Source organism: Thermostichus sp. OS-CIW-32 (genome assembly GCF_054060415.1).
This window is the reverse complement of record NZ_JBSSDD010000005.1, coordinates 1-25,458: the sequence shown is the minus strand read 5'-3', so window position 1 is coordinate 25,458 and position 25,458 is coordinate 1. Positions and strand designations below refer to the sequence as shown.

Below are 25,458 nucleotides of genomic sequence, written 5' to 3'. Positions count from 1 at the left end.
CCAGGGATCTTAACAGTTCTTCATTAAGATTCTGTTAAGAGGCAATGGAGAGGGTCTTCCCTGCAAACTGAGTTCATACTGATGCCTCCTGCCAGTCCAGCCGCTCCAGGGTGCGGGCCCGCTCCAAAGCCTGTTCAAAGCTCTCCAGCCTGGGCGAGATCACCAGCGGATGGCCTACGTGGGCTTGAACCGCCTCCTGGGTCTTCAGACCGTTGCCAGTAATGTAGGCTACTGTAACCGCCTCCGGATCGATTTGACCGGATTCTGCCAGGTGTTTGAGCACGGCAATGGTGGTGCCGCCGGCAGTCTCGGTGAAGATGCCTTCGGTCTCGGCCAGGAGCTTAATGCCGGCGATGATCTCGGGATCCGTGGCCGTTGCGATCTGCCCACCGGTTCTGCGGGCAATGTCCAGGGCGTAGATCCCGTCAGCAGGGTTGCCGATGGCGATGGATTTGGCGATGGTATTGGGCTTAACAGGGCTGACAAAATCCCGTCCCTCGCGGAAGGCTTGGGCAATGGGCGAACATCCCTGCGCCTGGGCGCCGTGGAAGGTGACCGGCTTATCCGCCACCAGCCCCACCTTCACAAACTCCTGGAAGCCTTTGTAAACCTTGGTGTACAGGGATCCCGAGGCCAATGGGATCACCACCTGATCCGGCAGTTGCCAACCCAATTGCTCCGCCACCTCATAGGCCAGGGTTTTGGAGCCTTCTGAGTAGTAGGGGCGCAGGTTGATATTGACGAAGCCCCAGCCGTAGCGATCCGCCACCTCGGCGCAGAGGCGATTCACCTGGTCGTAGTTGCCCTCCACCGCCATGACGGTGGGGTTGTAAATCAGGGATCCCAGCACCTTGCCCGCTTCTAAGTCCGCCGGGATGAAGATGGTGCAGTCCAGGCCGGCATGGGCGGCAATGGCAGCCGTGGAGTTGGCCAAGTTGCCCGTGCTGGCGCAGGAAACGGTGGTAAAACCCAGCTCCTTGGCACGGGTCAGCGCCACCGACACCACCCGATCCTTGAAGCTGAGGGTGGGCATGTTGACGGCATCGTTCTTGATGTAAAGATTTTTCAATCCCAGCCGCCGACCCAGCCGCTCCGCCTTAACCAGCGGGGTCATGCCGGTGCCCACATCGATGGGCTTTTCAGAAGTTACTGGCAGAAAAGGCCGATAGCGCCAGATGGAATGCGGCCCGGCCTGGATGCTCTGACGGCTAACCGTGCGCTTCAGCCAGTCGTAGTCATAAGCCACTTCGAGGGGGCCGAAACACAGCTCACAAACATGCTTGGCGACCGGCTCATACTCGGCGCCACACTCCCGACAGCGCAAACGGCTGAAGCCCACCTTGGAGCTGTGCAAGGCAGAGGCCAACGGGGAATCGGCAGGGCTGAGCGGGCGTTCGGAAAGAGTTTGGGACATGGGCAGCCTCAAGGTGAAGGAAAGGGTGGGCGCTGGATTGAACTTACCTATCGTTGGGGGGAATCTTATCACCCGCAATCTGCCGCGTCAACTAAACCCGACTAAAATAGTCTGGATTAGATCCGGTTGAGGATAATGGAATCGGTGCTTGGCTCTCTCAGGCGGGCTGTCTGGTGTTTGTATGAGCCGCAACATCCCTTGGGCGACTCTGCCCTTTCCTCTGGGATCCCCTGCTATCGGCAGCCTTGGGGGAGCTGATCCCAGCGCCCTGAGGTCTCTTCAACTCTTCAATCAGGTGACTTAGGCTGGGAACTGAGCCTCTACCCAACTTTATTTCCCAGGGCAACAGAAAACTTTCCCTACTGCTCTGCCTGCCTCAGGCCGGTCGCAAATAACCCTATCCGTTGCCGCCATCGCTAAGCTGGATAAGCGAGCTGAAATAACCTGAAAATTAAAAGACCGGGGATCCCGGCTATTCATTTTGGAATTGCCACCCTATGCTCAAAGTTGGACAGGATAGCCTTGATTTTCTCGATCACTACGATGTGGTGGTGGTTGGCGGGGGGCACTCCGGCTGCGAGGCAGCATTGGCGGCAGCGCGGCTGGGCTGCAACACCCTCATGCTGACATTGAATCTGGACAAGATCGCCTGGCAACCCTGTAACCCCGCCGTCGGCGGCCCGGCCAAATCGCAACTGGTACACGAAATCGATGCCCTCGGCGGCGAGATGGGCAAAATCACCGACCGCACCTATTTACAGAAGCGGGTGCTCAACCGCTCGCGGGGGCCGGCGGTGTGGGCGCTGCGGGCGCAAACCGACAAAAGGGAATATGCGCGGGTGATGCGCTCGGTGGTGGAAAACCAGCCTAACCTGACGATTCGCGAGGGCACTGTCACCGATTTGGTGTTGGGGCGCAACGACGAGGTGGTGGGCGTGGTCACCCATTTCGGCACCATCTTCGGCTGTCGGGCGGTGATCCTGACCACCGGTACGTTTTTGGGGGGGCGCATCTGGATTGGTCGCCACTGGCAAGCTGCCGGACGGGCAGGGGAATTTGCCGTGGAAGGGCTGACCGACACCCTGCGCCAACTGGGCTTTGAAACGGGCCGGCTGAAAACCGGCACCCCTGCCCGCGTGGATCGGCGCAGCGTGGATTTTTCGGTCATGGAGCGGCAACCGGGGGATCCCGATGTGCGCTGGTTTAGCTTCGACCCCGAGGTGTGGGTGCCAAGGGAGCAGATGGATTGCTACTTGACCCGCACCACCCCAGAGACCCACCGCATCATCCGGGAAAATCTCCACGAAACCCCTGTCTATGGCGGCTGGGTGGAGGCCAAAGGGCCCCGCTACTGCCCCAGCATCGAAGACAAGATTGTCCGCTTTGCCGACAAGGAAAGCCATCAGATTTTTATTGAGCCGGAAGGGCGGGATCTGCCGGAGCTCTACATCCAGGGGTTCTCCACGGGGATGCCTGAGAAAATCCAGATCCAGATGTTGCGCTCCTTGCCTGGCCTGGAGCGGTGCGTCATGCTGCGGCCTGCCTATGCGGTGGAATACGACTATCTGCCGGCCACCCAGCTCTACCCCACTCTGATGACCAAAAAGGTGCAGGGGTTGTTTTGCGCCGGCCAGATCAACGGCACCACCGGCTACGAAGAGGCGGCAGCTCAGGGGCTCATAGCCGGGATCAACGCCGCCCGCCTGGTTCAAGGCAAACCCCTGGTCACCCTGCCGCGGGAGTCCAGCTACATCGGCACCCTCATCGACGATCTCTGCACCAAAGAACTGCGGGAGCCCTACCGCATGCTCACCAGCCGCTCCGAATACCGCCTCATCCTGCGCTCCGACAATGCCGACCAACGGCTCACCCCCCTGGGGCGAGAATGGGGCTTGATCGATGACCGGCGCTGGGCCCTGTTCCAAGCCAAGCAAGCGCGCATTGCCGCAGAAATCGAGCGCCTGGAAACGCAGCGGGTGAAGGCCCACGACCTGGCCGGCATCCAACTAAGCCAACTGACGGGGCAGGGGATCAAGGGATCCGCCACCCTGGCCGAGATCTTGCGCCGCAACCAGATTCACTACTCCGATCTCCTGGAACTGGGGCTGGGGGATGCGGAGCTGGATCCCTTTGAGCAGGAAGCAGCGGAAATTGCCGTCAAATACAGCGGCTACATCCAGCGGCAGCAGAGCCAAATTGAGCAGGTGAGCAAGCAGTACCACCGCCCTCTGCCCCCCGATCTGGACTACCACTCCATCCCCACCCTCTCCAAAGAGTCGCGGGATAAGCTCTCGGCGGTGCGCCCGCTAACCGTGGGCCAGGCGGCCCGCATCGGCGGTGTCAACCCCGCCGACATCAACGCGCTGCTCATCTACCTTGAGGTGAGGCAACGTCAGAGGGCGGCGGATCCCGTCTGTTCTTCTCTGTGAGCTCCGCCCCCATCCATGTAGAGGGAAGGGATCCCTTCTAGGGGCATGCGCGAGGCCACCCCCAGCTCCAGCGGCGAGACCTCCCCCCGCAGCCAGTGGCAGAGCCCAGCTGCTCCAATCATGGCGGCATTGTCGGTGCAGAGGGCTAGAGGCGGGATCACCACCCGCAACCCCCTTTGCCGGGCTGCTTCTGTGAGGCGGGCCCTCAGCTCCCGATTGGCAGCTACCCCTCCCGTCAGCAGCAGCGTCGAGAGGCCCAGCGCCTCGGCGCAGGCCACTGCCTTTTCGGTGAGCACATGGGTCAGACAGGCCTGGAAGCTGGCGGCAATGTCGGCAATGGGCAACTCCTGGCCTTGCTGCTGCAACTGCTGGACTAGGCGCAACACCGCCGTTTTCAGGCCGCTGAAGCTTGTGTCGTAGGGATGATCCACTTTGCCCTCTGGCAGCGGGAACCGCTCTGGATCCCCCTGCTGGGCCCAACGGTCGATCTGCGGCCCCCCCGGGTAGCCCAGCCCCAACAGCCGCGCCACCTTATCAAATGCCTCGCCGGCAGCATCGTCGCGGGTGCGGCCCACCGTCTGGTAGTCCCCGTAGTCCTTCATCCAAATCAGGCTGGTATGGCCTCCCGATACCAAAAGGCATAGGCAGGGGGGGCGCAAATCGGGCTCGGCCAAAAAGCCGCTAAAGAGATGGCCCTCCAGATGGTGCACCCCGATCAGGGGCTTGTCGTGGAGCAAAGCCAAGGTCTTGGCCCCCATCAGCCCCACCAGCAGGGATCCCACCAGGCCCGGCGCACAAGTTACGGCAATGGCATCTACCTCGGCCACCTCCAATCCGGCCTGCTGCAGAGCAGCCTCTAGCACAAAGGGCAGAGTTTCCACATGCTGCCGTGAGGCCACCTCCGGCACCACGCCCCCGTAGGCCGCATGGAGGTCGATTTGGCTGGCCACCACCGAGCTGAGCTGCCGCGGGGCAAACCCCGGCCAGGCCACATCCGCCGTCACCACAGCCACAGCCGTTTCGTCACAACTGGTTTCGATGGCAAGGGCGCAGGGCATGGGAGAGCAGGCTGGGGAAAGGAATAGGAAAGCCTTGGGATCCTCAAATTAAGAATTGTGTGAGCTAAAACTCAGGATCCGTCGGGGCGAGGCGCTCAGGAGTATGATACTAACCGTTTAGTGCCTGTTGCTGCACTTAGCATCCCTTAGCATTTGGACAGATCTTAGACCCCTACCTCAAGGACACATCCTGCTATGCGAACCTTTTTAAGCCTTCTTTTGGCCCTTTGCATTGCGCTTGGCCTCGCCCAATCTGTGCAGGCAGAGCCCTTGATTGGTCTGAAACCTTGCAGCGAAGTTCCCGCCTTTCAGGCCCTGATGAACGAACGCCTGAGCAGCCTAGAGGAGAAGATCCTCAACGCCAGCCCTGCTATGGCCCCTGTTTACCAGCAAAAGCTGGCCCAAACCAGCAAGCGCTTTGAGCGCTACAGCAAGCTGCTCTGCGGCGAAGAGGGCCTGCCCCACCTGGTTACGGATGGTCGGTTGAACCATGCGGGCGAGTTTCTCATCCCCGGTCTGCTCTTCCTGTATATTGCCGGTTGGCTGGGCTGGGCGGGGCGTTCTTACCTGATCGCGGTTCGGGATGAGGATAGCCCCGAAATGAAAGAAAGCCTGATCGATGTACCGCTGGCGCTGCGGTGCTTCCTCACGGCTTTGGCTTGGCCCGCTGCTGCTTTTAAGGAAATTGCCAGCGGCGAAATTCGAGAGCCGGAAGCGGCTGTGCCCATCTCCCCCCGCTGAGGAGCTGAGCCCGGCTTTCTAACTCGATTTATTTAACTTTTGAGAGGCGTCTATGGCTGATTTCACCAAGTTTCTCACCACTGCTCCGGTGGCATTTATCCTGTTTTCCAGCTTTGTTTTTGCCCTGTTCATCGAGATCAATCGCTTCTTCCCCGACATTTTGACGTTCTGAGTGTAGGCCAGGGATCCCCAGCGCAACCTACGCCCGGTGGGATCCCTGCTTTTTTAGGCTTTTTTCCATCCTCCTTTGAACTGGACACAGAGTTGCTGAAATGGTCGAACCCAATGCCGATCCTGCTCCGTTGAATAGGTTGAACATGAATAAGGGATACGTCACCGTCCCTGAGGGAGATCCGCAAATTGGGGATCTCTGGACACCGATCAACCACGCGCCTGTTGTCCGGCTGTTGATCGACTGGCTGCCCATCAACCGACCGGGATTGAGTTCCATTTGGCGGGGCTTGGAAATCGGTATGGCCCACGGCTATTGGCTGGTAGGCCCCTTTGCCAAGCTGGGGCCGCTGCGCAACGAGCCCATCGGTCTGCTGAGCGGCTTTTTGGGAGCCTGTGGCCTGATCTTGATTCTGACGGCGGCCCTTTCTCTCTACGGCACTGTCACTTCGCAGCGCAACATAGGGCCGGTAGGGGGATCCCAATCTTGGAGCGAATTGGCCGCTGGCTTTTTGGTAGGGGGTATGGGGGGGGCGGTCGTCGCCTACCTGCTTTTGCTGAATGCAGATCTCCTTGTCCCCGCATCTTAACTGGAGCTATTGGCCATCCGTTGGATCATCCACAACGTCTTTAATCGCTTCTCGAGCATCCTCGACTCCAGGGTGGGTGGCTGCCTTTGTTTGCTCGGCCTTACCTTCCAGCCTTTCACGCTGATCGCTGGCCAGCTCACCCACAATTTCTTGGATTTTGCTCTCCAGATTCTTGGCAGTAACTCCAACTGGCTTTTCAAGGCTCATAACATCAGCCCCTTAACCGGCTTTGCCCTGTCTACTCGATAGCACCTTTTCTCTCTGGGCCTCGTGATCCAAATCACCTGCAAGGGGGGAAAGAGCGCGAGTCAGGCTAGCAGACCAGAGGAAGCTTGTCTTAGCATGGACTGAATCCTGCAATGAGCCGATGACAGCGGTTCTAGACATTTTTTCTGCCTATCTTTCGTGAGCTGCTGTGAACGATCTGCTGTTCGAGCCCACTTCCGAAAGGCCCTCCTTGGCCGAGATTCGCCGCCTATCGCCCGCAGCCTTGGCCTACTTGGGAGACGCCATTTACGAACTGCATGTGCGGCGGCAACGGCTATTTCCTCCGGATCGACTGGAGCGCTATCATCAGCAGGTGGTGAGGCGGGTGCGCGGCTCGGCTCAGGCTAAGCTGCTGTTGGCCCTGTTGCCCCATCTCAACCCCGAAGAGCAGGAAATTGTCCGCTGGGGTCGCAATGGCTGCGGTCGCCCACCCCGGCATCTGCCTCTGGCCGATTACCAAAACGCCAGCGGCCTGGAAACAGTTCTGGGCTATCTCTACCTGGCCAATCCCGAACGGCTGCGCCATATCCTCGCCCTCACTGATGTTTTGGCTGAGACCCTAGGCGAGTGGGAAGGTTAGGATAGTCTTTCCGTCTTTCCATCTTCCACGCCCATGCCCAAGACTTCTCAGCGCAAACCTGCTTCACGGCTGTCTCGCTCGGGCAAACTGCAGCCACGAAGGGCAGGGCAATCCGTTAGCAAGCGGGTACAGCGGCCCAAACGCCGAGACGGGGATCCCAAGCTTGCCCTCCGAGAGGCTCCAGTGAAGCCCATCCGTCGCGACGCGCAACGGCAGTGGCCCCAGGGCAAGATGGCTCCTCAACCGGCAGGCCAACGAGATCCCGGCCTTCCCATGGGTGGGACAGGGGTTCTGCCGGAAGAAGTGCAGCTTCAGGCCGACCGGGATCCGCAGACCGAGCTGGAGCAAGAGATTATCTACGGTCGCCAGACAGTACTGGCTGCTTTGAAAAGTCAAGCCACCCTCAATCGGGTTTGGATCTTGCCGAAGTTGCGCTACAGCCCCCAATTTTTGTCTCTGTTGGAAGAAGCCAAAGCGCGGGGCACCGTTATCGACGAAGTGTCTCCAAAGCGGCTGAACGCCCTCACGGCTGGCGCCAACCACCAGGGTATCGCTGCCCAAGCCACGCCTTATCAGTACGTGGCCCTGGAGGATTTGGTGGAAAGAAGCCGGCAGGCCAGCCCCAATCCAGTGCTGGTAGTCCTAGACGGGATCCAGGATCCCCATAACTTGGGAGCCATTGCCCGTAGCGTAGAAGCTTTTGGCATGCAAGGGATGGTGATCCCCCAGCGGCGGGCAGCAGGAGTCACCTCGACGGTGATGAAGGTGGCGGCAGGAGCCCTCTCTACCTTGCCGGTGGCGCGGGTGGTGAATTTGAATCGGGCTTTGGAATACCTCAAAGAGCAGGGGTTTTGGGTTTATGGCACCACCAGCCGAGGGACTGACCTCATCTATAGAGCCGATTTTCAACGGCCCATTGCCTTGGTGGTGGGATCCGAGGGGGAAGGGATTAGCCTGCTCACACAGCGCCATTGTGACCAACTGCTGTCCATTCCCTTGGCAGGCCGCACTGAAAGCTTGAATGCTTCTGTGGCCACCGGCATTGCCCTCTACGAAATCCACCGGCAGCGCTCTCCCCACCACCTCAAACGCCCTGAGGTTGATACATTCCTCAACAAATCGTCAATAAAAGTAGTAGAATCTAGGGGATTGCAAAAGGACATCCAATGATTGCTAGACTTGATAATGGGGGATGGATCCCGTGAGCAACCCTTTGGTCAGTCTGTTGGATAAGCTGCGCGGCCTGTCGGTCTGGATCGAGATCACCACCGAGGACTGCACCTACTACTACGGCCCCTTCTCCGATGAAGCCGAGGCAGAGCAGCTCAAAGGCCACTACATCGCCGACCTGCAAAAGGAAGGAGCCAAAAAGATTCAGGCTCTGGTGAAGAAAATGCGCCAGCCACAGTCTCTGACGGTGACCCGTACTCCGTCGGGAGCCCGTTCCTGATGTCTGCTACGGCTTATCAAGTAACCCTTCATCACCGCGGCCAAACCTACCGCTTCCCCGCCTCTGCGGATCAGACGGTTTTACAAGCTGCTCTTGAACACGGGGTAGAGCTACCTTCCTCTTGTCAGGCGGGGGTTTGCACCACCTGTGCGGGGCGGCTGAAGTCGGGATCTGTGACTCAGACAGAGGCAATGGGGATTGGGCCAGAACTGCAGGCCCAAGGGTTTGTGCTGCTGTGTGTAGCCTATGCTACCTCCGATTTGGAGGTGGAGACCGATCAAGAGGAAGAGGTTTACCGTTTGCAGTTTGGCTCCTAACCGTGCCGGATTTCTGTTCAGGTCTACTTGTTAGCTTATGGGGGTGTGGGGGTAGCTAAGCCCCGCACTGTACCCGTAGGGTCAGTGCCGGGATACAGATACCCCCACATGGTGTATGATAGGAGTGGTTGCACAAAACGGCTTTTGCCGGAATCTGGTGCAACTACGCGGTAGGACATTCCGTGTCTGCTCGTGGAGGGTTCTTGCGTAGGCTCCCCGATGAAGCGAGAAGCCCGCTCCGTACTGCCAGCAGTCGGGGTCGGGAGTATGTCACTAGGTGTTGTAGTCATTTCGATTCAAACTAGGACACTATACCCACAACTAAAACCTTGGTCGCGTCTTCGCGTCAGCGTTGCGGAGCAATAGCGTTGCGGAGCAATAATGCAGGGGCCCAAAAGGTTTTTCTCAGTAGCCCGGCTGTCTCAGCCTAATCTGAAAATACTACATTAGTTTATATTGTTGGATTCTTAGTGTTAGAAGTTATCGAAAGTAAGTCTGTTTCCTTGGCGAGATCAGTTCTCGACTCCTGTGAAGTTGCATTTGTTGCACCTATCTCTGCCGTTGAGCTCGCCTCTCTCTGCCCCGCAACTGGAGCAATCCCTCTGTCAGCAAGTTGACCGGGAGCTGGGCCAGCCGGCTCGGCTTCTGCGCTGGAGCTTGACGGCGGTGGAGGGGGATAGAGCCTGGGTTGAGGTGGTCGCCACCACTGATGAGGGCTACTCGGATTTAGACTAGGACAACTCACTCTTAGTCAGCTTCTTGACAGACGTCTGCAAGAGTTTTCCCAATACCCCAGTGGTCTCAGACCAATCGAGAACCAACAGTTTCATTGCTATGTTAAAGAGATGGTTCATATTGATTGATGGAAATGGCTATCGGTACCCTTGCCCATTTTTGTCGTTTGGCCAATGTCTGTCTCTGCATCTGAACCAACTCCGGCTCCACTGCTGGCCGAGCAGCACCCCCCTGTCGCCCTCACCATCGCTGGATCCGACAGTGGTGGGGGAGCAGGGATCCAAGCGGATCTGCGCACCTTTGCTTTCCAACGGGTACACGGTACCTCTGCCCTGACCTGCGTGACCGCCCAGAATACCCTTGGGGTGAGCCGGGTGGATGCGCTGCCCCCCGAAGCCGTAGCCGCCCAAATCGAGGCTGTGGTGCAGGACATCGGGGTGCAAGGGATCAAGACGGGCATGTTGCTGAATGCCGAGATCGTGCTGGAGGTAGCCCGTCAGGTGGAGCGCTGGGCGTTGCGGCCTCTGGTGGTGGATCCGGTGATGGTGTCCCGCACGGGAGCAAAGTTGCTGGCAGATGAGGCCATTCAGGCCATCCGCGAGCGGCTGATCCCCTTGGCCCAGGTGCTGACCCCCAATCGCTATGAGGCGCAAATTTTAACGGGGCTGGAGCTGCAGTCCCTGGCGGATATGCAAACGGCGGCCCAGCAGATTCGCACCCTGGGCTGTGGAGCGGTGTTGGTTAAAGGCGGAGGCATGCCGGGGGAACTGCAGGGGGTGGATGTGTGGTTCGATGGCGAGCGACTGGAAGTGCTGAAAACAGAGCGGATCCCCACCCGCCACACCCACGGCACCGGCTGTACCCTCTCGGCGGCCATTGCAGCACAGATGGCCTGGGGCAGGGATCCCTTGGCGGCCACAGTGGCGGCCAAAGCCTATGTAACAGAAGCGCTGCGACATCCTTTGGCCATCGGGTCAGGTCAGGGGCCAGTGGGGCACTTCTACCCGCTTCTGTCCGGGATCGGCGAACCTGTGCCATAAGAGAGAAGTCCCTCTCTCTGGCTACTATGGCTGGCCCATTGAATCTTTCTCAGAAGGGATCCCTGCCCAAATGGCGGTTTTGGCTACCCCTCCTGCTGCAGCTGGGTATCGTTCTGCTGATACCGGCTCGGCAAGCGCTGACTCTTGCTGTCGGAACCACGATCTACCTGCAAACGGCCCCTGTGGATCCCTATGACCTTTTGCGGGGCCGGTATGTGGCCTTGGGCTACGTCGTCGGTCGGCGCTCCACCCTAGAGCAACTGCCGGGTTGGTTACCTGATTTGGAGACGCCAGGGATCCTTTATCTGCGCTTGGCTCCCCCCGCAGGGGATCCCACTCAACCTTGGCGAGCAATCGGTGTCAGCCGGGAGATGCCCAAAGATTTGCAGCCTGAAGAGAAAGTGCTGCGAGGCTGGTTTGACGGGCAGCAGCTCAAGTTGGGAACCGAAGAATTTTTTATTCCCGAAGCAGCTGGAGATGCCTTGGAAGAAGATATTCGGCGTTACCCTGAAGCCACGCGGGCAGAAGTGAAAGTGGATCCCTGGGGCAAGGCAGCATTGGTCGGCCTCTGGGTAGGGGAGCATCGGTACTAAGTGCTCATTCTGCCCGGCTTTAACGCTTTAACAATTAATCAGCATATTCTGACATCCGAACCCGAAGGAGAGCCGGAAAACTGAATGGGGCAGGGATCCCTATCACTTGCCCCTCGAAACCCTGAAGATGGCGAGAACCGGAGCTGTGCCATTGAGGAGCTTGCTAAGTGCTGCACAGCCTTGCTCAACACCTGAATTAGGGTCATCCCAATTGGGTCAAACTTCTTCAGGTTTTCACTTCCGAATCTCTCCTATCCAACAGGTTTTGCAACCACACCTGAATATCCCGCAGGCTCTCCGGGGAAACTTCATGGCCCATCTCGTACTCGCGATAGGTGAAGTTCAGTGGCAGCGGGGCAAAATAATCCCGGATCTGGCGGCCAAAAGCAATCGGCAAAACAGCATCGGCAGTGCCATGAACTGCCAAGATGGCCAGGTGTTTCATCCGCTCCGGCTCCACCGCCTCGGCCAGGATCTCTGGAGATAGGCGCCCACTCATCGCCACCACCCCTGCCAGCTTCTCCGGCTGGGTCAGAGCCAAATACAGGCTCATGATCGCCCCCTGGCTGAACCCCAGCAAATACACCTGGCTGGGATCCAAGGCAATATCCGGGATCCCATTGGGCAGCGCCTGTTCCAGAAAGCGGCTCAGGAGCTGGAGGCTATTGCGCGCTTGCTGGGGATCCCCCACCAGCCCTTCCGGCGTCCAGGCCATTTCAAACCAGGCAAACCCGCCTCCACTCCAAGGAATAGGGGCTCTCAAGCTAATCACCGCCAACCGAGGATCCAGATAGGGGGCCAACTGGAACAAATCCCCCTCGTGGCTGCCGATCCCGTGCAGCATTACCAACGCAGGCGCGGGTCCTAAGCCGCCCTGTCGGGGGGGCTGAACGCGGTAGGTGAGGGGCAAAGAAGAAGGCACGCAGCGGATCCTCAAAGGCGGAGACAAGGTATGGCCGGCCTACGCCCAATCCTGGGGCTGGCGGAGCACCTGGTAGAGCTTAGCTTCCCACGTGTCCGGCTGGGGCTCGTAGCCATATTCCCAGCGCACCAATGGCGGCAAAGACATCAAGATCGATTCGGTGCGGCCCTGGGTCTGGAGTCCAAAGATCGTGCCGCGGTCATAGACCAAGTTGAACTCCACGTAGCGCCCGCGACGATAGAGCTGGAATTGCCGTTCTCTCTCCCCCCATTCCATCCCCTGCCGCCGCTCCACAATCGGCACATAGGCCGGCAAGAAGGCGTCGCCACAGGTTTGCACCAACTGGAAAAGATGTTCCCAACTGCGGGATCCCACCCGCACCTGTAACGATGGTGGCTCAGAAGCCAGTTGTTCGGGATCCCCTTCCGCCTGGCCTTCAGGCCGATAGAGCAGCCCAGGGCGTTCATCCTGATAGTCGAAGAAAATGCCGCCAACGCCGCGCGCCTCGCCGCGATGAGGTAGGAAAAAGTAGCGATCGCACCAGATCTTGAAAACTGGGTAGTAGACGGGATCCAAGCGGTCACAGGCTGCCTTGAGGGTGCGGTGAAAATGGGCCGCATCCTCCTCAAACAGGTAATAGGGGGTGAGATCCATCCCGCCCCCAAACCACCAAACCGGCCCCGCCTCGAAATAGCGATAGTTCAGGTGTACCGTCGGCACATAGGGGTTGCGAGGATGCAACACCATAGAGGTGCCTGTGGCGTAGAAAGGATGCCCTGCCGCTTCTGGACGCTGTTTCAGAATCGAAGGGGGCAGATGGGATCCGAACACCTCGGAAAAATTGACTCCCCCCTGCTCAAACACGTCTCCCTGCTGAATGACCCGCGAGCGCCCGCCCCCTCCTCCAGGGCGTTCCCAACGGTCTTCCCGAAACTTGGCTTTTCCGTCTAGGGCCTCCAGACGGGCACAGATGTCATCTTGTAGGCGCTGCATGAATTGGCTCACCTGTTGACGGGCATCCACTGGCAGCGCTGTAGGGCTTGAGGTCAGCATCATAGTCTTCCAATCTCTCGAAACTCGATAAAAACCTCTCCAGCCCCCATCAAACCTCTCAGACTGGGAGAGCCGAACTGCCAAACTGAAGAGTTCTAACCTGGCCGGGCAAGAAACTCCCTGGAAATCCAGGCCGCTCTTGGATCTTACGTGGGAACCGCCTCATAGGGACGAAGTCGCGCCCATTTGTTCCGTTCCTCGCGAAAGCTCTGGCAGCCCACCACATCCCATTCCATCTCGGTGCCCCCATTGCGGATATTGACATTGATCTGGGGGCCCTGCGGCTCAAAATCCGGCGTCAGTGTGAGATGAGGTTGCTGATGCTGCGCTTCCACGGCATGGTAGGTGGTACAGCGATCCACGTAGTAGCAGTGAATACAAATACACATGGCTGCTGCCTGCAAGAAACGGTTCCCAATCTTGAGGGTAGCATCCTGCCTCCTTCCAGACGGCGGATCCCCTCTTTCTCAGCCGATTCTTGAGATATTTCTTAGCAAAGAGAGGCATCTCCTCGTCTCTCGTCTAAAATCTCGACATATTTCTCAGGATGGGGCTTGATCTGTCCTTAGGATCGAACCATCCAGGCTATCCAGAGGAACTGCCATGAACACCCACACCCGCTACCGCTTCACCTGCACCCTCTCCTTTGGAGATATCTACGGCCAGATCATCGTTTGGCTGATTGTCATCTTTGCCAGCTTGGCCGCTGCCCTCTCCCTGATGAATAGCCCCCTCTACGCTTTTCTCACCATTGCTCTGATTTTGGTGATCTCCCTGCCTTTCCTGCTCTTCGCCTTCGTGACCACCCTGCTCAATCACATCGAGTTTGCCGTTGTCCCTCCTGAGGAAGAGGAAAATCGCGCTGCTGCTGCCGCTAAGTCGCCCGTGGCCGTCAGCTAGAAACAACTGGCAGTCGGTTGGCGCTTGTCGGATGGATCCCTTGCCCCAAAGACACCTGTGCTGAGTTAAAAAAACCTTGGCTCTCTTGGTCTAGCGCTTGAGTTGGCCCCTGCAAGGCGAGCAAGCGGGTAGCCTTTTATTGGCATTTTATTGGCAATTGTTTTACCAAAGAATTGGGTCTAAAGCCCTGCCGTTCACGGCAGCTTTTGTGCTGTACTCTAGACCAGTAGTAGAGTAGTCAACCACTTAAAAAACCCGGTAGTCCGGCGACTACGCAAGCAACCTAAATAGGTTTTGCCCTTTCTCTTCAACGGTACTTAGGGCAGAAGGGAACTGCCCCGCTTGGGGAGATGGGCACCGCTGTCGTAAAGGGGCAACCCGATACGGCAAGTGCTGTCTTGGAACCAAGAGCCAGAATCCTCTGCCTTTGGGCAGGGGAGTATGGTGACATCCTCCCGGCGCTCGTCCTGTGGACAGAGCGCGGGCCACCCTTCCCGTCAGCAGGACGGAGTCCTTACCTCGCGGTCGGGCATTCCTGCCCCACGCCACTTGTCTGGGTCTACAACCCCCGACAGACCGACTGAACAGGCAGTTTCCCTTCCCCAGCCTCCCTGGCTACTGCCAGCTCGCAAAACAAGTCTAATCCCAGGGAACGGTGCATCGGCAGACAGGATGGACTCCTGCACCCAGGAACCCCTGTCCACCGGCCAAGAGCAAGATGCTATCCACTCGTTGATTTCCGGCAAAGTGTAGTTGTATACGTCCCGGCCAATCTCCAGCCACGCCAACAGCAAGGCCTCCGTCCCGCTGACGCGAGCGGCTTGTTGGGAGTCATCTGGATCAATCCGGTGCTTGTAGGTTACACCAGCATAAGTAGGTTTTGCTACAGATTTCGCTCAGGGGTATGGCGGGGATCCCTGTATCCCGGTGCTCACCCTGCGGGTAGAGCGCAGGACTGATTGCCCCCGCACCACCGTTAGCTAAATCGTTGAGTTGCTCTGCAAGCTAAGATCGGCAAACCCTGTTCCATCGATGAGGATCCGCGTCGGCCATGATGACCGTAATGGAGTTTTTTGCCCTCAGTGCTGGGGAGTGGATGTGCCAACGCACCAGCCATCACTTGGCTTTTCGCCGCTCTGAGGGTGGGAGGTCGCGGCTACAAATTGCCACCCTTGCGGCAACCGATCCAGCAGTCATCCGGGTTTGCGAGTTGTTCAGGGTGGATCCCCGACGAGCTGTGGGAGCAGCGCGGGTGCGGTGGGATGGCGAGCAGGAGTGGGACAACGAAGAGTACAAGGGAGACGTGGTGCTGGTACCTATCCCCGATGAGACCGATCCCATGCGCGGGCAGTTGCTGCGGGATCAGGGCTACGCTGAGAAAGTACCGGTGGCCGGTACCTATGTCATGGGATCCGATGGCGCCCTTACCCTTTACACCCAGTATGAGATGACTGAGTCGGAAGAGCGCATTTGGTTTGCCAGCCCCAACTTGCGCCTGCGGGCCAGCACTGTCAAGCGGTTCGGTGGCTTCAGCATGGCTTCTTTCTGCTCCGAGGTGCGTAAACTCTCCGTCGGCCCTTCTCCCACCCCTACGGTGGCCGAATCCAGCTCTTTCCGCAGCTAGAGCGTTTTCTCCTCAACCGCAACACGGGTTGTGCCATGCACCAAGTCTTGGATCTGGGGATTAACCTGCTCCACGCCAATCAACACCAGGCCGACCACAACCGGGAGCATTTTGATGCCTGGGGAGTAACCTGTCTGAACCTCATGAGCGCGCCGGGGGCGGGTAAGACGTCTTTGCTGGAGAAAACCGTGGTCGCTCTTGCCGGCTCGCTGCGCCTGGCGGTGATCGAGGGAGACATGACGACCCAACTGGACGCGGAGCGGTTGCGTCGCTACGGGATCCCGGTGATTGCCATCAACACGGGGCGGGCCTGTCATTTGGATGCGGCCATGGTGGCCGGGGGCTTGCAGCAATTGGAAGCACTGCTGGATCCCCAACAACTGGATTTGCTGCTGGTGGAAAATGTCGGCAACTTGGTCTGCCCGGCGGAGTTTGAGGTGGGGGAACACGCCAAGGTAGCACTGCTCAGCGTCACAGAAGGGGAAGACAAGCCTCTCAAGTACCCAATCATGTTTCGAGAGGCGGATTGTCTGGTGATCACCAAAGTGGATCTGGTTCCTGTGTTGGAGGTGGATTTGGATCGGATCCAGGCCAATATCCGCGAGATCAACCCTTCTGTGCCGATTTTTTGTCTTTCTGCCAAGACGGGTGACGGGCTGGAGCCCTGGCTGGGCTGGATCCGAGAGCAGATTCTCCTTGCCCAACACCGACGGCAGCCGCAGTGAAGGGTATCATACTGAGCATCTAGCCGTGGAACTGATACATTTACACTGAACACTGCTGAACATCACTGTTCAACTATGCAGCGATAGCATTCTGTTTGTTTCCATTCGCGTTAGCGGGACGGAGTCCAAACAGAATGGCGGTATCCCGCAAAGCTTTGAGTAGAATACCCAAAGCGCAGTTTCCGTGTCGTCTTACTACCAATTTTCTGCTTTGCTTTGGCTACCATGTTGGCAGACTCGAAAGTAAACAGAAAGATCAACTGGTAGTAATCCGTACCGAACATATTATACATTATTTTCAGTATAGTTGAGCTTATTATTGACTAGAGTCATGCTCTCCTCACCTGAGCTGGCCAGGCAGGGGATGAGTTAGCACCTCTGGCGGGTCAATTTGCAGATAACTTGTGTGGATGGAAAATCCCGGCTATGGCCAATTTAAGTGACTTTGTACAGGGCATTGAGCAGTTGATCGAGCTGGCTCAGAAGCTGGACGAGAAAAAGCAAAGTGGAGAGCTGCGAACCGAAGTCCGCATCCAGGCCCGTCCTCTGGGCAGTTCTATTCCCCCTTCCGGCTCCATCCCCCGCCGCCGCAGCCCTGCCCAAACGGGGGATCCCCCCTGGAGCAGCGAGCCCCAAGTGATGTCTGCGGTTCGCTTCCAGGAACCGTCCAAGGCCGCTGTGCCCGACCCGCCAGCAACTTCTGCCGACCGCCCAGAGTCTTGGGCTGGGCCACGCCTCAAGGATGTGGGGGGACTGAGGGAACAGCTCCAAGCGCTGCGGGAGATGGTGGAGATCCCCCTCAAGCGGCCCGATCTGCTGGCCAAGCTGGGGTTGGATCCGCCCCGCGGCGTGTTGTTGGTAGGCCCCCCCGGCACCGGCAAAACCCTGACGGCCCGCGCCCTGGCCGAGAGCCTGGGGGTGAACTACATCGCCATTGTCGGCCCGGAGCTGATCGGCAAGTACTACGGCGAGGCGGAGGCGCGCCTGCGGCAACTGTTTGAAAAGGCAGCCAAATCGGCTCCCTGTCTGGTGTTTATTGACGAAATCGATGCCCTAGTGCCCAACCGCGCCACTGTCGAGGGGGAGGTGGAAAAACGCCTGGTGGCCCAGATGCTGGGTCTGATGGACGGGTTTGTGGCCCAAAAGGGGATCGTGGTGCTGGCAGCCACCAACCGGCCCGAGGCTCTGGATCCGGCTCTGCGGCGACCGGGGCGCTTTGATCGGGAGGTGATCTTCAAGGTGCCGGACCGGGAGGGGCGGCGGGAGATCCTGGCCATCCACACCCGCGGCATGCCCTTGGCGGAGGATGTGGATCTGGACAGCCTGGCGGATCAGACGCTGGGCTTTGTGGGGGCAGATCTGCGGGGCCTGTGCCAGGCAGCAGCCTATGCGGCTTTGCGGCGGCAGGTGCCCGATTTGGGATCCCCCATCCCCGAGTCCCTGACGGTAACCGCAGCGGATTTTCAACAGGCTCTGCAACAGGTGAAGCCGGCGGTGCTGCGCTCGGTGGAGATTGAATCCCCGCAGGTGAGCTGGGATCAAATTGGCGGCCTGGAGCACGCCAAGCAGATTTTGCAAGAGGCCATCGAGGGATCCCTGCTGCACCCTGAGTTGTACGAGCAGGCTCAGGCCCAAGCGCCCAAGGGCATCCTCCTCAGCGGCCCCCCTGGCACTGGCAAAACCCTGTTGGCCAAAGCCATCGCTTCCCAGGCCAAGGCTAACTTCATTGCCGTCTCCGGCCCGGAGCTCTTGAGCAAATGGGTGGGATCCTCCGAGCAGGCGGTACGGGAACTTTTTGCCCGCGCCCGCCAATGCGCCCCCTGTGTCATCTTCATCGACGAGATCGACACCCTCGCCCCGGCGCGGGGAAGCTACTCCGGGGATAGTGGGGTCAGTGACCGCGTTCTGGGGCAGCTGCTGGCAGAGCTGGACGGGATCCGCCCCAGCCAGGGGGTGTTGGTGGTGGCCGCCACCAACCGCAAAGCCAGTTTGGATCCCGCCCTCACCCGGGCCGGCAGGTTGGAGCTGCACCTGAGCGTGGAGCTGCCGGATCGCAGCGGGCGACGGGAAATTTTGGCCGTTCACAACCGCAAGCGTCCCCTGGGGCCTGATGTGGACTTACAGGGGTGGGCCGAGCAGACCGAAGGTTGGAGTGGTGCCGACCTGGCCCTGCTCAGCAACCGCGCCGCCATTGCCGCCATCCGCCGCCACCGCGCCACTTCCGAGACGGTGGATGCCAAAACCCTGGTCATCCGACAGGAAGACTTCTGTCGAGCCTTTGCCGAGCTGCAGCAGCAACGCCAAGCCGGCTGATCCCAGCCTGAGGGCTATTCCCATCACGCCAGCGGTTCGGAGCACCTTCAAACTTTCAAAATCAAAAGACTGGGATCCCTTGCCATTCTGGTTGGCTGTGGGCGTGGGCTGACTCACCGCAGGTGCGGGGGGTGGGAAAGATCTTGCCGGGGTTGGCGATGTGCTGGGGGTCGAACACCTGCCGCACCCATTGCATGCTCTCCAGATCCGCAGGCGTAAACATTTCCGGCATGTAGCAGCGTTTGTCTGCCCCGATGCCATGTTCGCCGGAGATGCTGCCCCCCAGGCGCACGCAGAGCTTGAGGATTTCGCCCCCCAGTTTCTCCACCTGTTCCAGGGATCCCGGCACTGACTCGTCGTAGAGGATCAGGGGATGCAGATTGCCATCGCCGGCGTGAAACACATTGGCCACCGGATAGCCGTACTCGCGGCTGAGGCGCTCGATTTCCTTCAAGACAAAGGCTAGTCGGCTGCGGGGGATCACCCCATCCTGGACATAGTAGTTGGGGCTGAGCTTGCCCATGGCCGCAAACGCTGCCTTACGCCCTTTCCACACCCGCGCCCGCTCTTCTGGGTCGGATGCGACTTGCACCTGTCGCGCCCCATTTTTGAAGCACAGCGCCCTCACCTGTTGGCTGGCTTCTTCCACCTCCAGTTCCAGCCCATCCACCTCCACCAACAAAATGGCCGCCGCATCCCGCGGATAGTAGCCCAACTGCACCACATCCTCCACGGCATTGATGCTGAAGTTGTCCATAATCTCCAGGCCGGCGGGGATGATCCCGGCAGCAATGATGTCGGAGACGGTGGCTCCCGCCGCTTCTACGCTGTCAAAATCCGCCAGCAAAACCTGAACCTGAGCCGGGGCCTTGACCAAGCGCAGGGTAATCTCGGTGGCAATGCCCAGGGTGCCCTCGGATCCCACAAACAGGCCCACCCAATCGTAGCCGGGCATCTCCGGGAGCTTACCCCCCCAGCGCACCACCTCCCCATCCGGCAGCACCACCGTCAGGCCGAGAATGTGGTTGGCCGTCACCCCGTATTTGAGGCAGTGGACACCGCCGGAGTTCTCCGCCACATTGCCGCCGATGGAGCAAACCGACTGGCTAGAGGGATCCGGCGCATAAAAGTAGCCTTGGGCGGCCACGGCCTGGGTAATCCAAGTGTTAATAACCCCCGGCTGCACCACCATGCAGCGGTTGTCCAGGTCGATTTCCAGGATCTGCTTCATCAGGGTGGTGGCAATGACGACGCTATTTTCCACCGGCAGGGCTCCCCCTGAGAGGCCCGTACCGGATCCCCGCGCCACGAAGGGCACCTGGTAGCGGCTGCACAGCTTCACCACCTGCGCTACCTCTTCTGTTGTGCGGGGCAGCACCACCAGCGCCGGCCTTTGCCGGTAGCTGACCAGCCCATCGCATTCGTAAACCAGCAGCTCCTCCGGCTTGCTGATCACCCGCTGGGGATCCAGAATCTTTTTGAGCTCAGCCGTCAGCCTGATCCAGTCGAAGGTGAGGCCGGTCTGTAGAGGATGAGCAGAAGCGTTCGCGCTAGCGGTGCGGAGCACTTTCATGACAGTGGGCCCAGCAGGAGCTTTAGGAGGGATATTGTCACTATAGTCTTGCTGGTAACCGAGCCAGCCAACAGATAGTCCATGCAGCCCAACTCCCCCAGCGCCGAACAAATCCTCAACCAAGTGCGGCAGCTCTACGAGCTCTACCCCTTCCCCCCGCAGCCCATCGGCACTGTTCCCCCGCCAGGGTGGAATTGGCGCTGGAGTTGGCCCCAGGCCCATGCCTTTTGTACGGGATCCCATCCGGGTCGGCGCAAGGTGCGCATTCTGGATGCGGGCTGTGGCTCGGGAGTGGGAACAGAATACATTGCCCACCAAAACCCCAACGCAGAAATTTGGGCCTTTGATCTGAGCAGCCGCGCCCTGGAGATTGCCGAGGCCCGTTGTCGGGCTTCCCAGGCACCGCCGGTGCAGTTTCGCCAGCTCAACGTCTACGACATCGACCAGCTGCCGGGGCAGTTTGACTTCATCAACTGCGTGGGCGTGCTCCACCACCTGCCCGATCCGCTAGCGGGGCTGCAGGCTTTGGCCGGCAAATTGGCTCCCGGCGGGATCCTGCACCTGTTTGTATACGGCGAGCTGGGCCGCCACGAAATCCGCCTCATGCAAAAGGCCATCCGCCTGCTGGTAACGGGTTCTGAACACCAGACCCTTGCCTCGGCGGAGCAATTGCAGAGGGGTCTCCAGGTGGGCCGCCGCCTTTTCGAGATCTTGCCGGAAACCAACCGCATCCAGCAGCAAGAACGGGCCCGCTGGGCCATCGAGAACGTGGACGACGAATGCTTCGCCGATATGTACCTGCACCCCCAGGAAGTGGACTACACCATCGAGACTCTGTTTGAATTAATCCGGGCTTCCGGACTGCAGTTTCTGCGCTTTTCCAACCCGGAGTTTTGGCGGCTGGAACGGGTGTTGGGCCAGGACGAGGCCCTGCTGGCTCGGGCGGCTCAGCTGCCGGAACCGGAACGCTATCGCCTGATCGAGCTGCTGGATCCGGTGGTAGCCCACTACGAGCTGTTTCTCGGCAAGCCCCCCATCCGCCGCTGGGAATGGACAAGCCCGGAAAGTGTAGCATCGGCCATTGCCCACCTTAGCCCCTGTCTGGGCCTGTGGCCGGGGCGGAGCATTTTCAACTACGCCTACGAAGCCATCTCCCTGAGCGAAGAAGCCTTCGCCTTTCTCCAACAGGTGGACGGGATCCGCACCGTCCAAGAGATCCAGGCTGGCCTAGAGTGCCCCCTGAGCTTTGAGCAACTGCAACGCTTGCTGCGCTGGCAAGTGCTGCTGCTGGAGCCTCAAAACTCAGTCTCCTGAGAGTTTCTCGACCCCTTTCCCTTGCCTCAGCGGGACGAACCTTGGCATTTGCCCTCTTGTTCTTCTATGGCTTATCCTAGAAAGCTGTGACCTTTAGCTCTGGCCCCGCATATTCTGGGGTTGTCATCATGCCCAAAATCAAAACCCGCAAGGCAGCAGCCAAGCGCTTCCGCCTGACCGGCAGCGGCAAGTTTATGCGTCGCAGGGCCGGGCACAACCACTTGCTGGAGCACAAAACCAGCAAGCGCAAACGCAAATTGGCCGGTGTGGCCCTGGTGGACAAGCGGGATGTGGTCAATGTGCGCCTGATGTTGCCCAACACCCACTAGCCGGGATCCCGCTCGCGCCGGCAAGAAGATTTCAGGGGCTGGCATTGGCGACAGCAGTTCCGATCCCGTTAGCAGGACGGAGTGCTTCTACCCTTCAGTTTGAGTTTGTTCAAGTTCCTATTGAGTTACTGCCATGAGAGTCAAACGGGGCAATGTCGCCCGCAAGCGCCGCAAAAAGATCCTCAAGCTGGCCAAAGGCTTTCGGGGAGCTGGTTCAAAGCTGTTCCGCACCGCCAACCAGCAGGTGATGAAGGCTTTGCGCAGCGCCTACCGGGATCGCCGCCGCAAGAAGCGGGATTTTCGTCGCCTATGGATTACCCGCATCAACGCGGCCACCCGTGCCCAGGGCCTGCGTTACCACGAGTTCATCGATGGTCTCAAAAAAGCCAATATCCAGCTCAACCGCAAAATGTTGGCCCGCTTGGCTTTCCTGGATCCAGAGGCCTTTACCCAGGTGGTGGAGGCAGCGCGCCAGTCTCGCGCCTCCTGAGGAGGTTCCGACGGCTATCCAGAAGTCCTTCCTGGCAGCCATTCTGGCCCTCGCCTGCCTGGGGAGAGGGATCCCTACTGTGGCTCGTCCTTGGCCGGAGATTGTGGATTCTGGACGGCTGCGCGTTGCCGTAAAAGACAACTTGAGGCCGCTGGGGTTTCGCACTCCCCAAGGGGATCTGCAGGGGTTTGAGATCGAGCTGGCTTGTGAGCTGGGATCCCGGCTGTTGGGCTCGGCAGAGGCCGTGGAGTTGGTGCCGGTCTCGAATGTAGAGCGGCTGCAGGTGCTGGCTGACGGCCAGGTGGATTTGGCCATTGCTCAGATCGGCATTACCCCGGATCGGGCGCGCCAGGTGGAGTTCACTTCTGCTTACTATCAGGATGGCCCCAGCTTGGTTGTGGCTCGTTCCCACAACTGGGAAAGCTGGTCGGACTTGCGGGGCGGTCGCGTTGCAGTCTTGCGCGGTTCCAGCGCCATTCCCCTGCTGAATCGATACCTGCCAGGGGTGGAGTTGGTGCCTGTCGATTCCTACCGAGAAGGGGCGGAACTGCTCCTGAAAGGGGCGGTGCAGGGGTGGGCAGCAGATCGCTCGGTGCTGGCAGGGTGGCTAGCAGAGCATCCCCGTCGCGAAAGCGCTGCGGAGCCACAGTTTCAATTTCTGGGATCCCCCTTGGCAACGGTGGGGCTGGGCATTGCCATGCCCAAGGGGCTGCAGCACGCCGAATTGCGGCTGCGGGTGCGCCGAGAACTGGAGAATTTGCGGGCTGAGGGCTGGCTGGCAGAGCGGGCCAGAGCCTGGGGGTTGCCCTAAAGTTGAGGATACTCCCTACTCTTTGTCTCTCTTGGGAAGATTTCTCTCTTGAGCAGAAAGGCGGGCTCAGTGCAGAAAGTGACGTATGCCGGTGCAAACCATGGCAATACCGGCAGCGTTGGCAGCAGCAATGGAATCGGCATCGCGGATGCTCCCCCCCGGCTGGATGATGGCGCGGATCCCTGCTTGGGCAGCCATCTCCACGCTGTCGGCAAAGGGGAAGAAGCCATCGCTGGCCAAAACAGCTCCTGCTGCTTGGGATCCCGCCTGCTGGAGAGCGATCTCCGCTGCTCCCACCCGATTCATTTGTCCGGCTCCGACGCCGAGCGTCTGCCTCTGCTTGGCGACGACAATGGCGTTGGATTTCACATGTTTGCAGACTATCCAGGCAAATTCCAGATCCGCCCACTCCTCCGGTGTGGGCTGGCGCTGGGTGACCACTTGCCAAGAAGGGGGGCTGTCGGTTTGCGTCGGTTCCTGGTCGCGACAGCGTTGCAGAGCAACAGGTGAATCGGCGTCTTGCACCAGAAAGCCCCCGGCCAGGGTGCGGATTGTTTGGGCAGGCCCCACACACAAGTCCGGCAAGATCAAGACCCGCAAGTTCTTTTTGACTGACAGTAGCTCAGCCGCTTCTGGAGTGCAATCGGGAGCCACCACACACTCCAAAAAAGGCTCCACCAGCCGTCGGGCGGTCTCTGCGTCCAAGGGTTGGTTGAGGGCGACGATGCCCCCAAAGGCCGAAACTGGATCAGCAGCCAGGGCAGCCTCGAGGGCGGCAGCCGGCGATGGGCGAATGGCCACCCCGCAGGGGTTGTTGTGCTTAACCACCACCGCCACCGCTTGTTCAGGTTGCAAGAACTCCCTCCGAGCAGAGCCAGAAGACACAGAGCCCTTCCCGTCAGTGGGCCGCGTCGCATCAGCATTGCGGAGTAACAAGGTTAACTCTGCCGCCAGGGCACGGGCCGCCTCCAGATCCAGCAGGTTGTTGTAGCTCAGCTCCTTCCCCTGCAACTGCTTAGCCCGGTGCCAGCCGGGGGCAGCCGGATCCGTCACATACCAAGTGGCAGCTTGATGGGGATTTTCCCCGTAGCGCAGGCGTTGCCACAGGATCCCTTGCAGTTGAAACCTGTCTTCAGCGGCAGCTGCGGAGGACTGGGAGGGACCTGCTAGCTCCAGGCGAGCCAGGTAGGTGACGATGGCGCGGTCGTAGGCCAGCACCTGCTCAAAGGCCCGACGAGCACACTGGAAGCGAAACGCCAGCCGCTCTGTTTCCCCATAGGCCCCGGAGAGCAGTTGCAAATACTGGGGGTACTGGCTGGGATCCGTCAGCACCGTAACGTAGGGATAATTTTTGGCTGCCGCCCGCGCCAAAGTGGGCCCGCCGATATCAATTTGCTCAAAAGCTTCCTCCAGAGACACTCCTGCCTGGGCCACTGTCTGTTCAAAAGGGTAGAAGTTGACCACCACCAGTTGGATGGGAGGGATCCCCAGCGCCTCTAGGTCTGCCCGGTCTTCGCTGCATTCCAGGCGGGCCAAAATGCCGCCGTGGATGCGGGGGTGCAGCGTCTTCACCCTTCCCCCCAAGATTTCCGGCGCGCCAGTGTGGGCAGAGACAGGGGTGACCGGGATCCCAGCTTCTGAGAGCGCCTTGGCGGTTCCCCCACTGCTGAGCAGTTGAAAGCCATGCTCTTGCACGAGGGACTGGGCCAGCGGGATCAGTCCGGTTTTGTCGGATACACTCAACAAAGCCAACGGTACAGAATCCTGTTCGCGACAGCGTTGCGCAGTAGCAAGGGGCATTGGAGGCGTTATCCAGTAGAGAAGGGCCCAGAGGAAAAAGCTGGCCGGGATACCCAGCCCAGCGCTCTCACAGCATACCCCGAAAGCTGGACCCTCTTGTCCAGCCACCTGGTTCAGACAAATCTTCAGCTAGAAATCGCAGGAGCCCCGCACTGTACCCGTAGGGTCAGTGTCGGGAGGAATGCGGAAGTTATGATAGAACCATGACCCAAGTCCTGA

The 25,458-nt window shown here is 59.4% G+C and carries 27 protein-coding genes; 19 read left to right on the top strand and 8 right to left on the bottom strand.

Going from position 1 to position 25,458, the window contains the following annotated elements:
* Positions 1–73: 73 nt before the first annotated feature.
* Positions 74–1,414: a threonine synthase gene (gene thrC, locus ACVWY8_RS07550; protein WP_457394911.1), complete on the bottom strand. Its 1,341-nt coding sequence runs from the start codon at positions 1,412–1,414 to the stop codon at positions 74–76.
* A gap of 497 nt (positions 1,415–1,911) precedes the next feature.
* On the opposite strand from thrC, the gene mnmG reads away from it, so the two are divergent.
* Complete coding sequence (gene mnmG / locus ACVWY8_RS07545; RefSeq protein ID WP_457394908.1) at positions 1,912–3,843, top strand: tRNA uridine-5-carboxymethylaminomethyl(34) synthesis enzyme MnmG; 1,932 nt, start codon at positions 1,912–1,914, stop codon at positions 3,841–3,843.
* Here the strand turns inward: mnmG and tsaD are convergent.
* Positions 3,807–4,901: a tRNA (adenosine(37)-N6)-threonylcarbamoyltransferase complex transferase subunit TsaD gene (tsaD, locus tag ACVWY8_RS07540; protein WP_457394905.1), complete on the bottom strand. Its 1,095-nt coding sequence runs from the start codon at positions 4,899–4,901 to the stop codon at positions 3,807–3,809. The genes mnmG and tsaD overlap by 37 nt on opposite strands.
* Before the next feature lie 195 nt (positions 4,902–5,096).
* On the opposite strand from tsaD, the gene ACVWY8_RS07535 reads away from it, so the two are divergent.
* The 3 genes from ACVWY8_RS07535 to ACVWY8_RS07525 all read left to right on the top strand — a co-directional run bounded on the left by ACVWY8_RS07535 (position 5,097) and on the right by ACVWY8_RS07525 (position 6,403).
* Positions 5,097–5,642 carry a Photosystem I reaction center subunit III gene (locus tag ACVWY8_RS07535; protein WP_414342216.1) on the top strand — a complete coding sequence of 182 codons (546 nt, stop codon included), beginning with the start codon at positions 5,097–5,099 and terminating at the stop codon, positions 5,640–5,642.
* Positions 5,643–5,694: 52 nt separating this feature from the next.
* Positions 5,695–5,814, top strand: a complete 120-nt coding sequence (locus tag ACVWY8_RS07530; protein ID WP_011434365.1) for a photosystem I reaction center subunit IX — start codon at positions 5,695–5,697, stop codon at positions 5,812–5,814.
* A gap of 100 nt (positions 5,815–5,914) precedes the next feature.
* The gene (locus tag ACVWY8_RS07525) at positions 5,915–6,403 is read left to right on the top strand and encodes a photosystem I reaction center protein subunit XI (RefSeq protein ID WP_414332284.1); all 489 of its coding nucleotides are present in this window, start codon (positions 5,915–5,917) and stop codon (positions 6,401–6,403) included.
* A 6-nt stretch (positions 6,404–6,409) separates the two neighbouring features.
* Here the strand turns inward: ACVWY8_RS07525 and ACVWY8_RS07520 are convergent, their stop codons facing one another.
* Positions 6,410–6,610: a CsbD family protein gene (locus ACVWY8_RS07520; RefSeq protein WP_041436874.1), complete on the bottom strand. Its 201-nt coding sequence runs from the start codon at positions 6,608–6,610 to the stop codon at positions 6,410–6,412.
* Between the two features lie 208 nt (positions 6,611–6,818).
* Between ACVWY8_RS07520 and ACVWY8_RS07515 the strand changes: the two genes are divergently transcribed.
* From ACVWY8_RS07515 to ACVWY8_RS07485, 7 genes are all read left to right on the top strand, one after another.
* Entirely contained in the window at positions 6,819–7,250 is a 432-nt protein-coding gene (locus ACVWY8_RS07515; RefSeq protein ID WP_011434368.1) for a ribonuclease III domain-containing protein, read from the top strand.
* Between the two features lie 33 nt (positions 7,251–7,283).
* A complete protein-coding gene (rlmB, locus tag ACVWY8_RS07510; RefSeq protein WP_457394902.1) occupies positions 7,284–8,420 on the top strand; it encodes a 23S rRNA (guanosine(2251)-2'-O)-methyltransferase RlmB in 1,137 nt (378 codons plus the stop codon).
* A gap of 22 nt (positions 8,421–8,442) precedes the next feature.
* Positions 8,443–8,700 (top strand): DUF1816 domain-containing protein, encoded by a 258-nt coding sequence (locus ACVWY8_RS07505; protein WP_457394899.1) that lies wholly within the window; start codon positions 8,443–8,445, stop codon positions 8,698–8,700.
* Positions 8,700–9,017 (top strand): 2Fe-2S iron-sulfur cluster-binding protein, encoded by a 318-nt coding sequence (locus ACVWY8_RS07500; RefSeq protein ID WP_457394896.1) that lies wholly within the window; start codon positions 8,700–8,702, stop codon positions 9,015–9,017. The genes ACVWY8_RS07505 and ACVWY8_RS07500 overlap by 1 nt, the downstream gene beginning before the upstream one ends.
* 540 nt (positions 9,018–9,557) lie before the next feature.
* Entirely contained in the window at positions 9,558–9,752 is a 195-nt protein-coding gene (locus ACVWY8_RS07495; protein WP_414342212.1) for a hypothetical protein, read from the top strand.
* 173 nt (positions 9,753–9,925) lie between these two features.
* Positions 9,926–10,792, top strand: a complete 867-nt coding sequence (gene thiD, locus ACVWY8_RS07490; protein WP_457394894.1) for a bifunctional hydroxymethylpyrimidine kinase/phosphomethylpyrimidine kinase — start codon at positions 9,926–9,928, stop codon at positions 10,790–10,792.
* A gap of 26 nt (positions 10,793–10,818) precedes the next feature.
* Positions 10,819–11,385 carry a GDYXXLXY domain-containing protein gene (locus ACVWY8_RS07485; RefSeq protein WP_457394892.1) on the top strand — a complete coding sequence of 189 codons (567 nt, stop codon included), beginning with the start codon at positions 10,819–10,821 and terminating at the stop codon, positions 11,383–11,385.
* Between the two features lie 226 nt (positions 11,386–11,611).
* Here the strand turns inward: ACVWY8_RS07485 and ACVWY8_RS07480 are convergent, their stop codons facing one another.
* The 3 genes from ACVWY8_RS07480 to ACVWY8_RS07470 all read right to left on the bottom strand — a co-directional run bounded on the left by ACVWY8_RS07480 (position 11,612) and on the right by ACVWY8_RS07470 (position 13,749).
* Positions 11,612–12,307 carry an alpha/beta hydrolase gene (locus ACVWY8_RS07480; RefSeq protein WP_457394890.1) on the bottom strand — a complete coding sequence of 232 codons (696 nt, stop codon included), beginning with the start codon at positions 12,305–12,307 and terminating at the stop codon, positions 11,612–11,614.
* A 39-nt stretch (positions 12,308–12,346) separates the two neighbouring features.
* Positions 12,347–13,360: an oxygen-dependent coproporphyrinogen oxidase gene (hemF, locus tag ACVWY8_RS07475; protein ID WP_457394963.1), complete on the bottom strand. Its 1,014-nt coding sequence runs from the start codon at positions 13,358–13,360 to the stop codon at positions 12,347–12,349.
* A 146-nt stretch (positions 13,361–13,506) separates the two neighbouring features.
* Positions 13,507–13,749: a Ycf34 family protein gene (locus tag ACVWY8_RS07470; protein ID WP_011434378.1), complete on the bottom strand. Its 243-nt coding sequence runs from the start codon at positions 13,747–13,749 to the stop codon at positions 13,507–13,509.
* A gap of 214 nt (positions 13,750–13,963) precedes the next feature.
* Here ACVWY8_RS07470 and ACVWY8_RS07465 point away from each other — a divergent pair, with 214 nt between their 5' ends.
* The 4 genes from ACVWY8_RS07465 (at position 13,964) to ACVWY8_RS07450 (ending at position 18,922) form a co-directional block, all read left to right on the top strand.
* Positions 13,964–14,260, top strand: coding sequence for a hypothetical protein (locus ACVWY8_RS07465; protein WP_011434379.1), 297 nt, complete (start codon positions 13,964–13,966; stop codon positions 14,258–14,260).
* A gap of 1,054 nt (positions 14,261–15,314) precedes the next feature.
* On the top strand, positions 15,315–15,884 hold the full coding sequence (locus ACVWY8_RS07460) for a phycobiliprotein lyase (RefSeq protein ID WP_011434381.1): 570 nt from the start codon (positions 15,315–15,317) through the stop codon (positions 15,882–15,884).
* Between the two features lie 35 nt (positions 15,885–15,919).
* On the top strand, positions 15,920–16,609 hold the full coding sequence (gene hypB / locus ACVWY8_RS07455) for a hydrogenase nickel incorporation protein HypB (RefSeq protein WP_457396961.1): 690 nt from the start codon (positions 15,920–15,922) through the stop codon (positions 16,607–16,609).
* A 426-nt stretch (positions 16,610–17,035) separates the two neighbouring features.
* Positions 17,036–18,922 carry an AAA family ATPase gene (locus ACVWY8_RS07450; protein WP_414391104.1) on the top strand — a complete coding sequence of 629 codons (1,887 nt, stop codon included), beginning with the start codon at positions 17,036–17,038 and terminating at the stop codon, positions 18,920–18,922.
* Positions 18,923–18,983: 61 nt separating this feature from the next.
* Here the strand turns inward: ACVWY8_RS07450 and glcD are convergent, their stop codons facing one another.
* On the bottom strand, positions 18,984–20,495 hold the full coding sequence (gene glcD / locus ACVWY8_RS07445) for a glycolate oxidase subunit GlcD (protein ID WP_457394887.1): 1,512 nt from the start codon (positions 20,493–20,495) through the stop codon (positions 18,984–18,986).
* Positions 20,496–20,576: 81 nt separating this feature from the next.
* On the opposite strand from glcD, the gene ACVWY8_RS07440 reads away from it, so the two are divergent.
* The 4 genes from ACVWY8_RS07440 (at position 20,577) to ACVWY8_RS07425 (ending at position 23,439) form a co-directional block, all read left to right on the top strand.
* On the top strand, positions 20,577–21,809 hold the full coding sequence (locus ACVWY8_RS07440) for a class I SAM-dependent methyltransferase (RefSeq protein WP_457394884.1): 1,233 nt from the start codon (positions 20,577–20,579) through the stop codon (positions 21,807–21,809).
* A 128-nt stretch (positions 21,810–21,937) separates the two neighbouring features.
* Complete coding sequence (rpmI, locus tag ACVWY8_RS07435) at positions 21,938–22,138, top strand: 50S ribosomal protein L35 (RefSeq protein WP_011434387.1); 201 nt, start codon at positions 21,938–21,940, stop codon at positions 22,136–22,138.
* Between the two features lie 133 nt (positions 22,139–22,271).
* Positions 22,272–22,628, top strand: coding sequence for a 50S ribosomal protein L20 (rplT, locus tag ACVWY8_RS07430; RefSeq protein ID WP_011434388.1), 357 nt, complete (start codon positions 22,272–22,274; stop codon positions 22,626–22,628).
* 79 nt (positions 22,629–22,707) lie between these two features.
* Complete coding sequence (locus tag ACVWY8_RS07425; RefSeq protein WP_414399948.1) at positions 22,708–23,439, top strand: transporter substrate-binding domain-containing protein; 732 nt, start codon at positions 22,708–22,710, stop codon at positions 23,437–23,439.
* Between the two features lie 66 nt (positions 23,440–23,505).
* Here the strand turns inward: ACVWY8_RS07425 and purH are convergent, their stop codons facing one another.
* Complete coding sequence (gene purH, locus ACVWY8_RS07420; RefSeq protein ID WP_414383371.1) at positions 23,506–25,239, bottom strand: bifunctional phosphoribosylaminoimidazolecarboxamide formyltransferase/IMP cyclohydrolase; 1,734 nt, start codon at positions 25,237–25,239, stop codon at positions 23,506–23,508.
* Positions 25,240–25,458 lie beyond the last annotated feature (219 nt).

Coding starts and splice junctions, on each gene's coding strand:
- thrC (WP_457394911.1), bottom strand. CDS start 1,414: ATGTCCCAAACTCTTTCCGAACGCCCGCTCAGCCCTGCCGATTCCCCG.
- mnmG (WP_457394908.1), top strand. CDS start 1,912: ATGCTCAAAGTTGGACAGGATAGCCTTGATTTTCTCGATCACTACGAT.
- tsaD (WP_457394905.1), bottom strand. CDS start 4,901: ATGCCCTGCGCCCTTGCCATCGAAACCAGTTGTGACGAAACGGCTGTG.
- ACVWY8_RS07535 (WP_414342216.1), top strand. CDS start 5,097: ATGCGAACCTTTTTAAGCCTTCTTTTGGCCCTTTGCATTGCGCTTGGC.
- ACVWY8_RS07530 (WP_011434365.1), top strand. CDS start 5,695: ATGGCTGATTTCACCAAGTTTCTCACCACTGCTCCGGTGGCATTTATC.
- ACVWY8_RS07525 (WP_414332284.1), top strand. CDS start 5,915: ATGGTCGAACCCAATGCCGATCCTGCTCCGTTGAATAGGTTGAACATG.
- ACVWY8_RS07520 (WP_041436874.1), bottom strand. CDS start 6,610: ATGAGCCTTGAAAAGCCAGTTGGAGTTACTGCCAAGAATCTGGAGAGC.
- rlmB (WP_457394902.1), top strand. CDS start 7,284: ATGCCCAAGACTTCTCAGCGCAAACCTGCTTCACGGCTGTCTCGCTCG.
- ACVWY8_RS07505 (WP_457394899.1), top strand. CDS start 8,443: ATGGATCCCGTGAGCAACCCTTTGGTCAGTCTGTTGGATAAGCTGCGC.
- ACVWY8_RS07500 (WP_457394896.1), top strand. CDS start 8,700: ATGTCTGCTACGGCTTATCAAGTAACCCTTCATCACCGCGGCCAAACC.
- thiD (WP_457394894.1), top strand. CDS start 9,926: ATGTCTGTCTCTGCATCTGAACCAACTCCGGCTCCACTGCTGGCCGAG.
- ACVWY8_RS07485 (WP_457394892.1), top strand. CDS start 10,819: ATGGCTGGCCCATTGAATCTTTCTCAGAAGGGATCCCTGCCCAAATGG.
- hemF (WP_457394963.1), bottom strand. CDS start 13,360: ATGCTGACCTCAAGCCCTACAGCGCTGCCAGTGGATGCCCGTCAACAG.
- ACVWY8_RS07470 (WP_011434378.1), bottom strand. CDS start 13,749: ATGTGTATTTGTATTCACTGCTACTACGTGGATCGCTGTACCACCTAC.
- ACVWY8_RS07465 (WP_011434379.1), top strand. CDS start 13,964: ATGAACACCCACACCCGCTACCGCTTCACCTGCACCCTCTCCTTTGGA.
- ACVWY8_RS07460 (WP_011434381.1), top strand. CDS start 15,315: ATGACCGTAATGGAGTTTTTTGCCCTCAGTGCTGGGGAGTGGATGTGC.
- hypB (WP_457396961.1), top strand. CDS start 15,920: ATGCACCAAGTCTTGGATCTGGGGATTAACCTGCTCCACGCCAATCAA.
- ACVWY8_RS07450 (WP_414391104.1), top strand. CDS start 17,036: ATGGCCAATTTAAGTGACTTTGTACAGGGCATTGAGCAGTTGATCGAG.
- glcD (WP_457394887.1), bottom strand. CDS start 20,495: ATGAAAGTGCTCCGCACCGCTAGCGCGAACGCTTCTGCTCATCCTCTA.
- ACVWY8_RS07440 (WP_457394884.1), top strand. CDS start 20,577: ATGCAGCCCAACTCCCCCAGCGCCGAACAAATCCTCAACCAAGTGCGG.
- rpmI (WP_011434387.1), top strand. CDS start 21,938: ATGCCCAAAATCAAAACCCGCAAGGCAGCAGCCAAGCGCTTCCGCCTG.
- rplT (WP_011434388.1), top strand. CDS start 22,272: ATGAGAGTCAAACGGGGCAATGTCGCCCGCAAGCGCCGCAAAAAGATC.
- purH (WP_414383371.1), bottom strand. CDS start 25,239: ATGCCCCTTGCTACTGCGCAACGCTGTCGCGAACAGGATTCTGTACCG.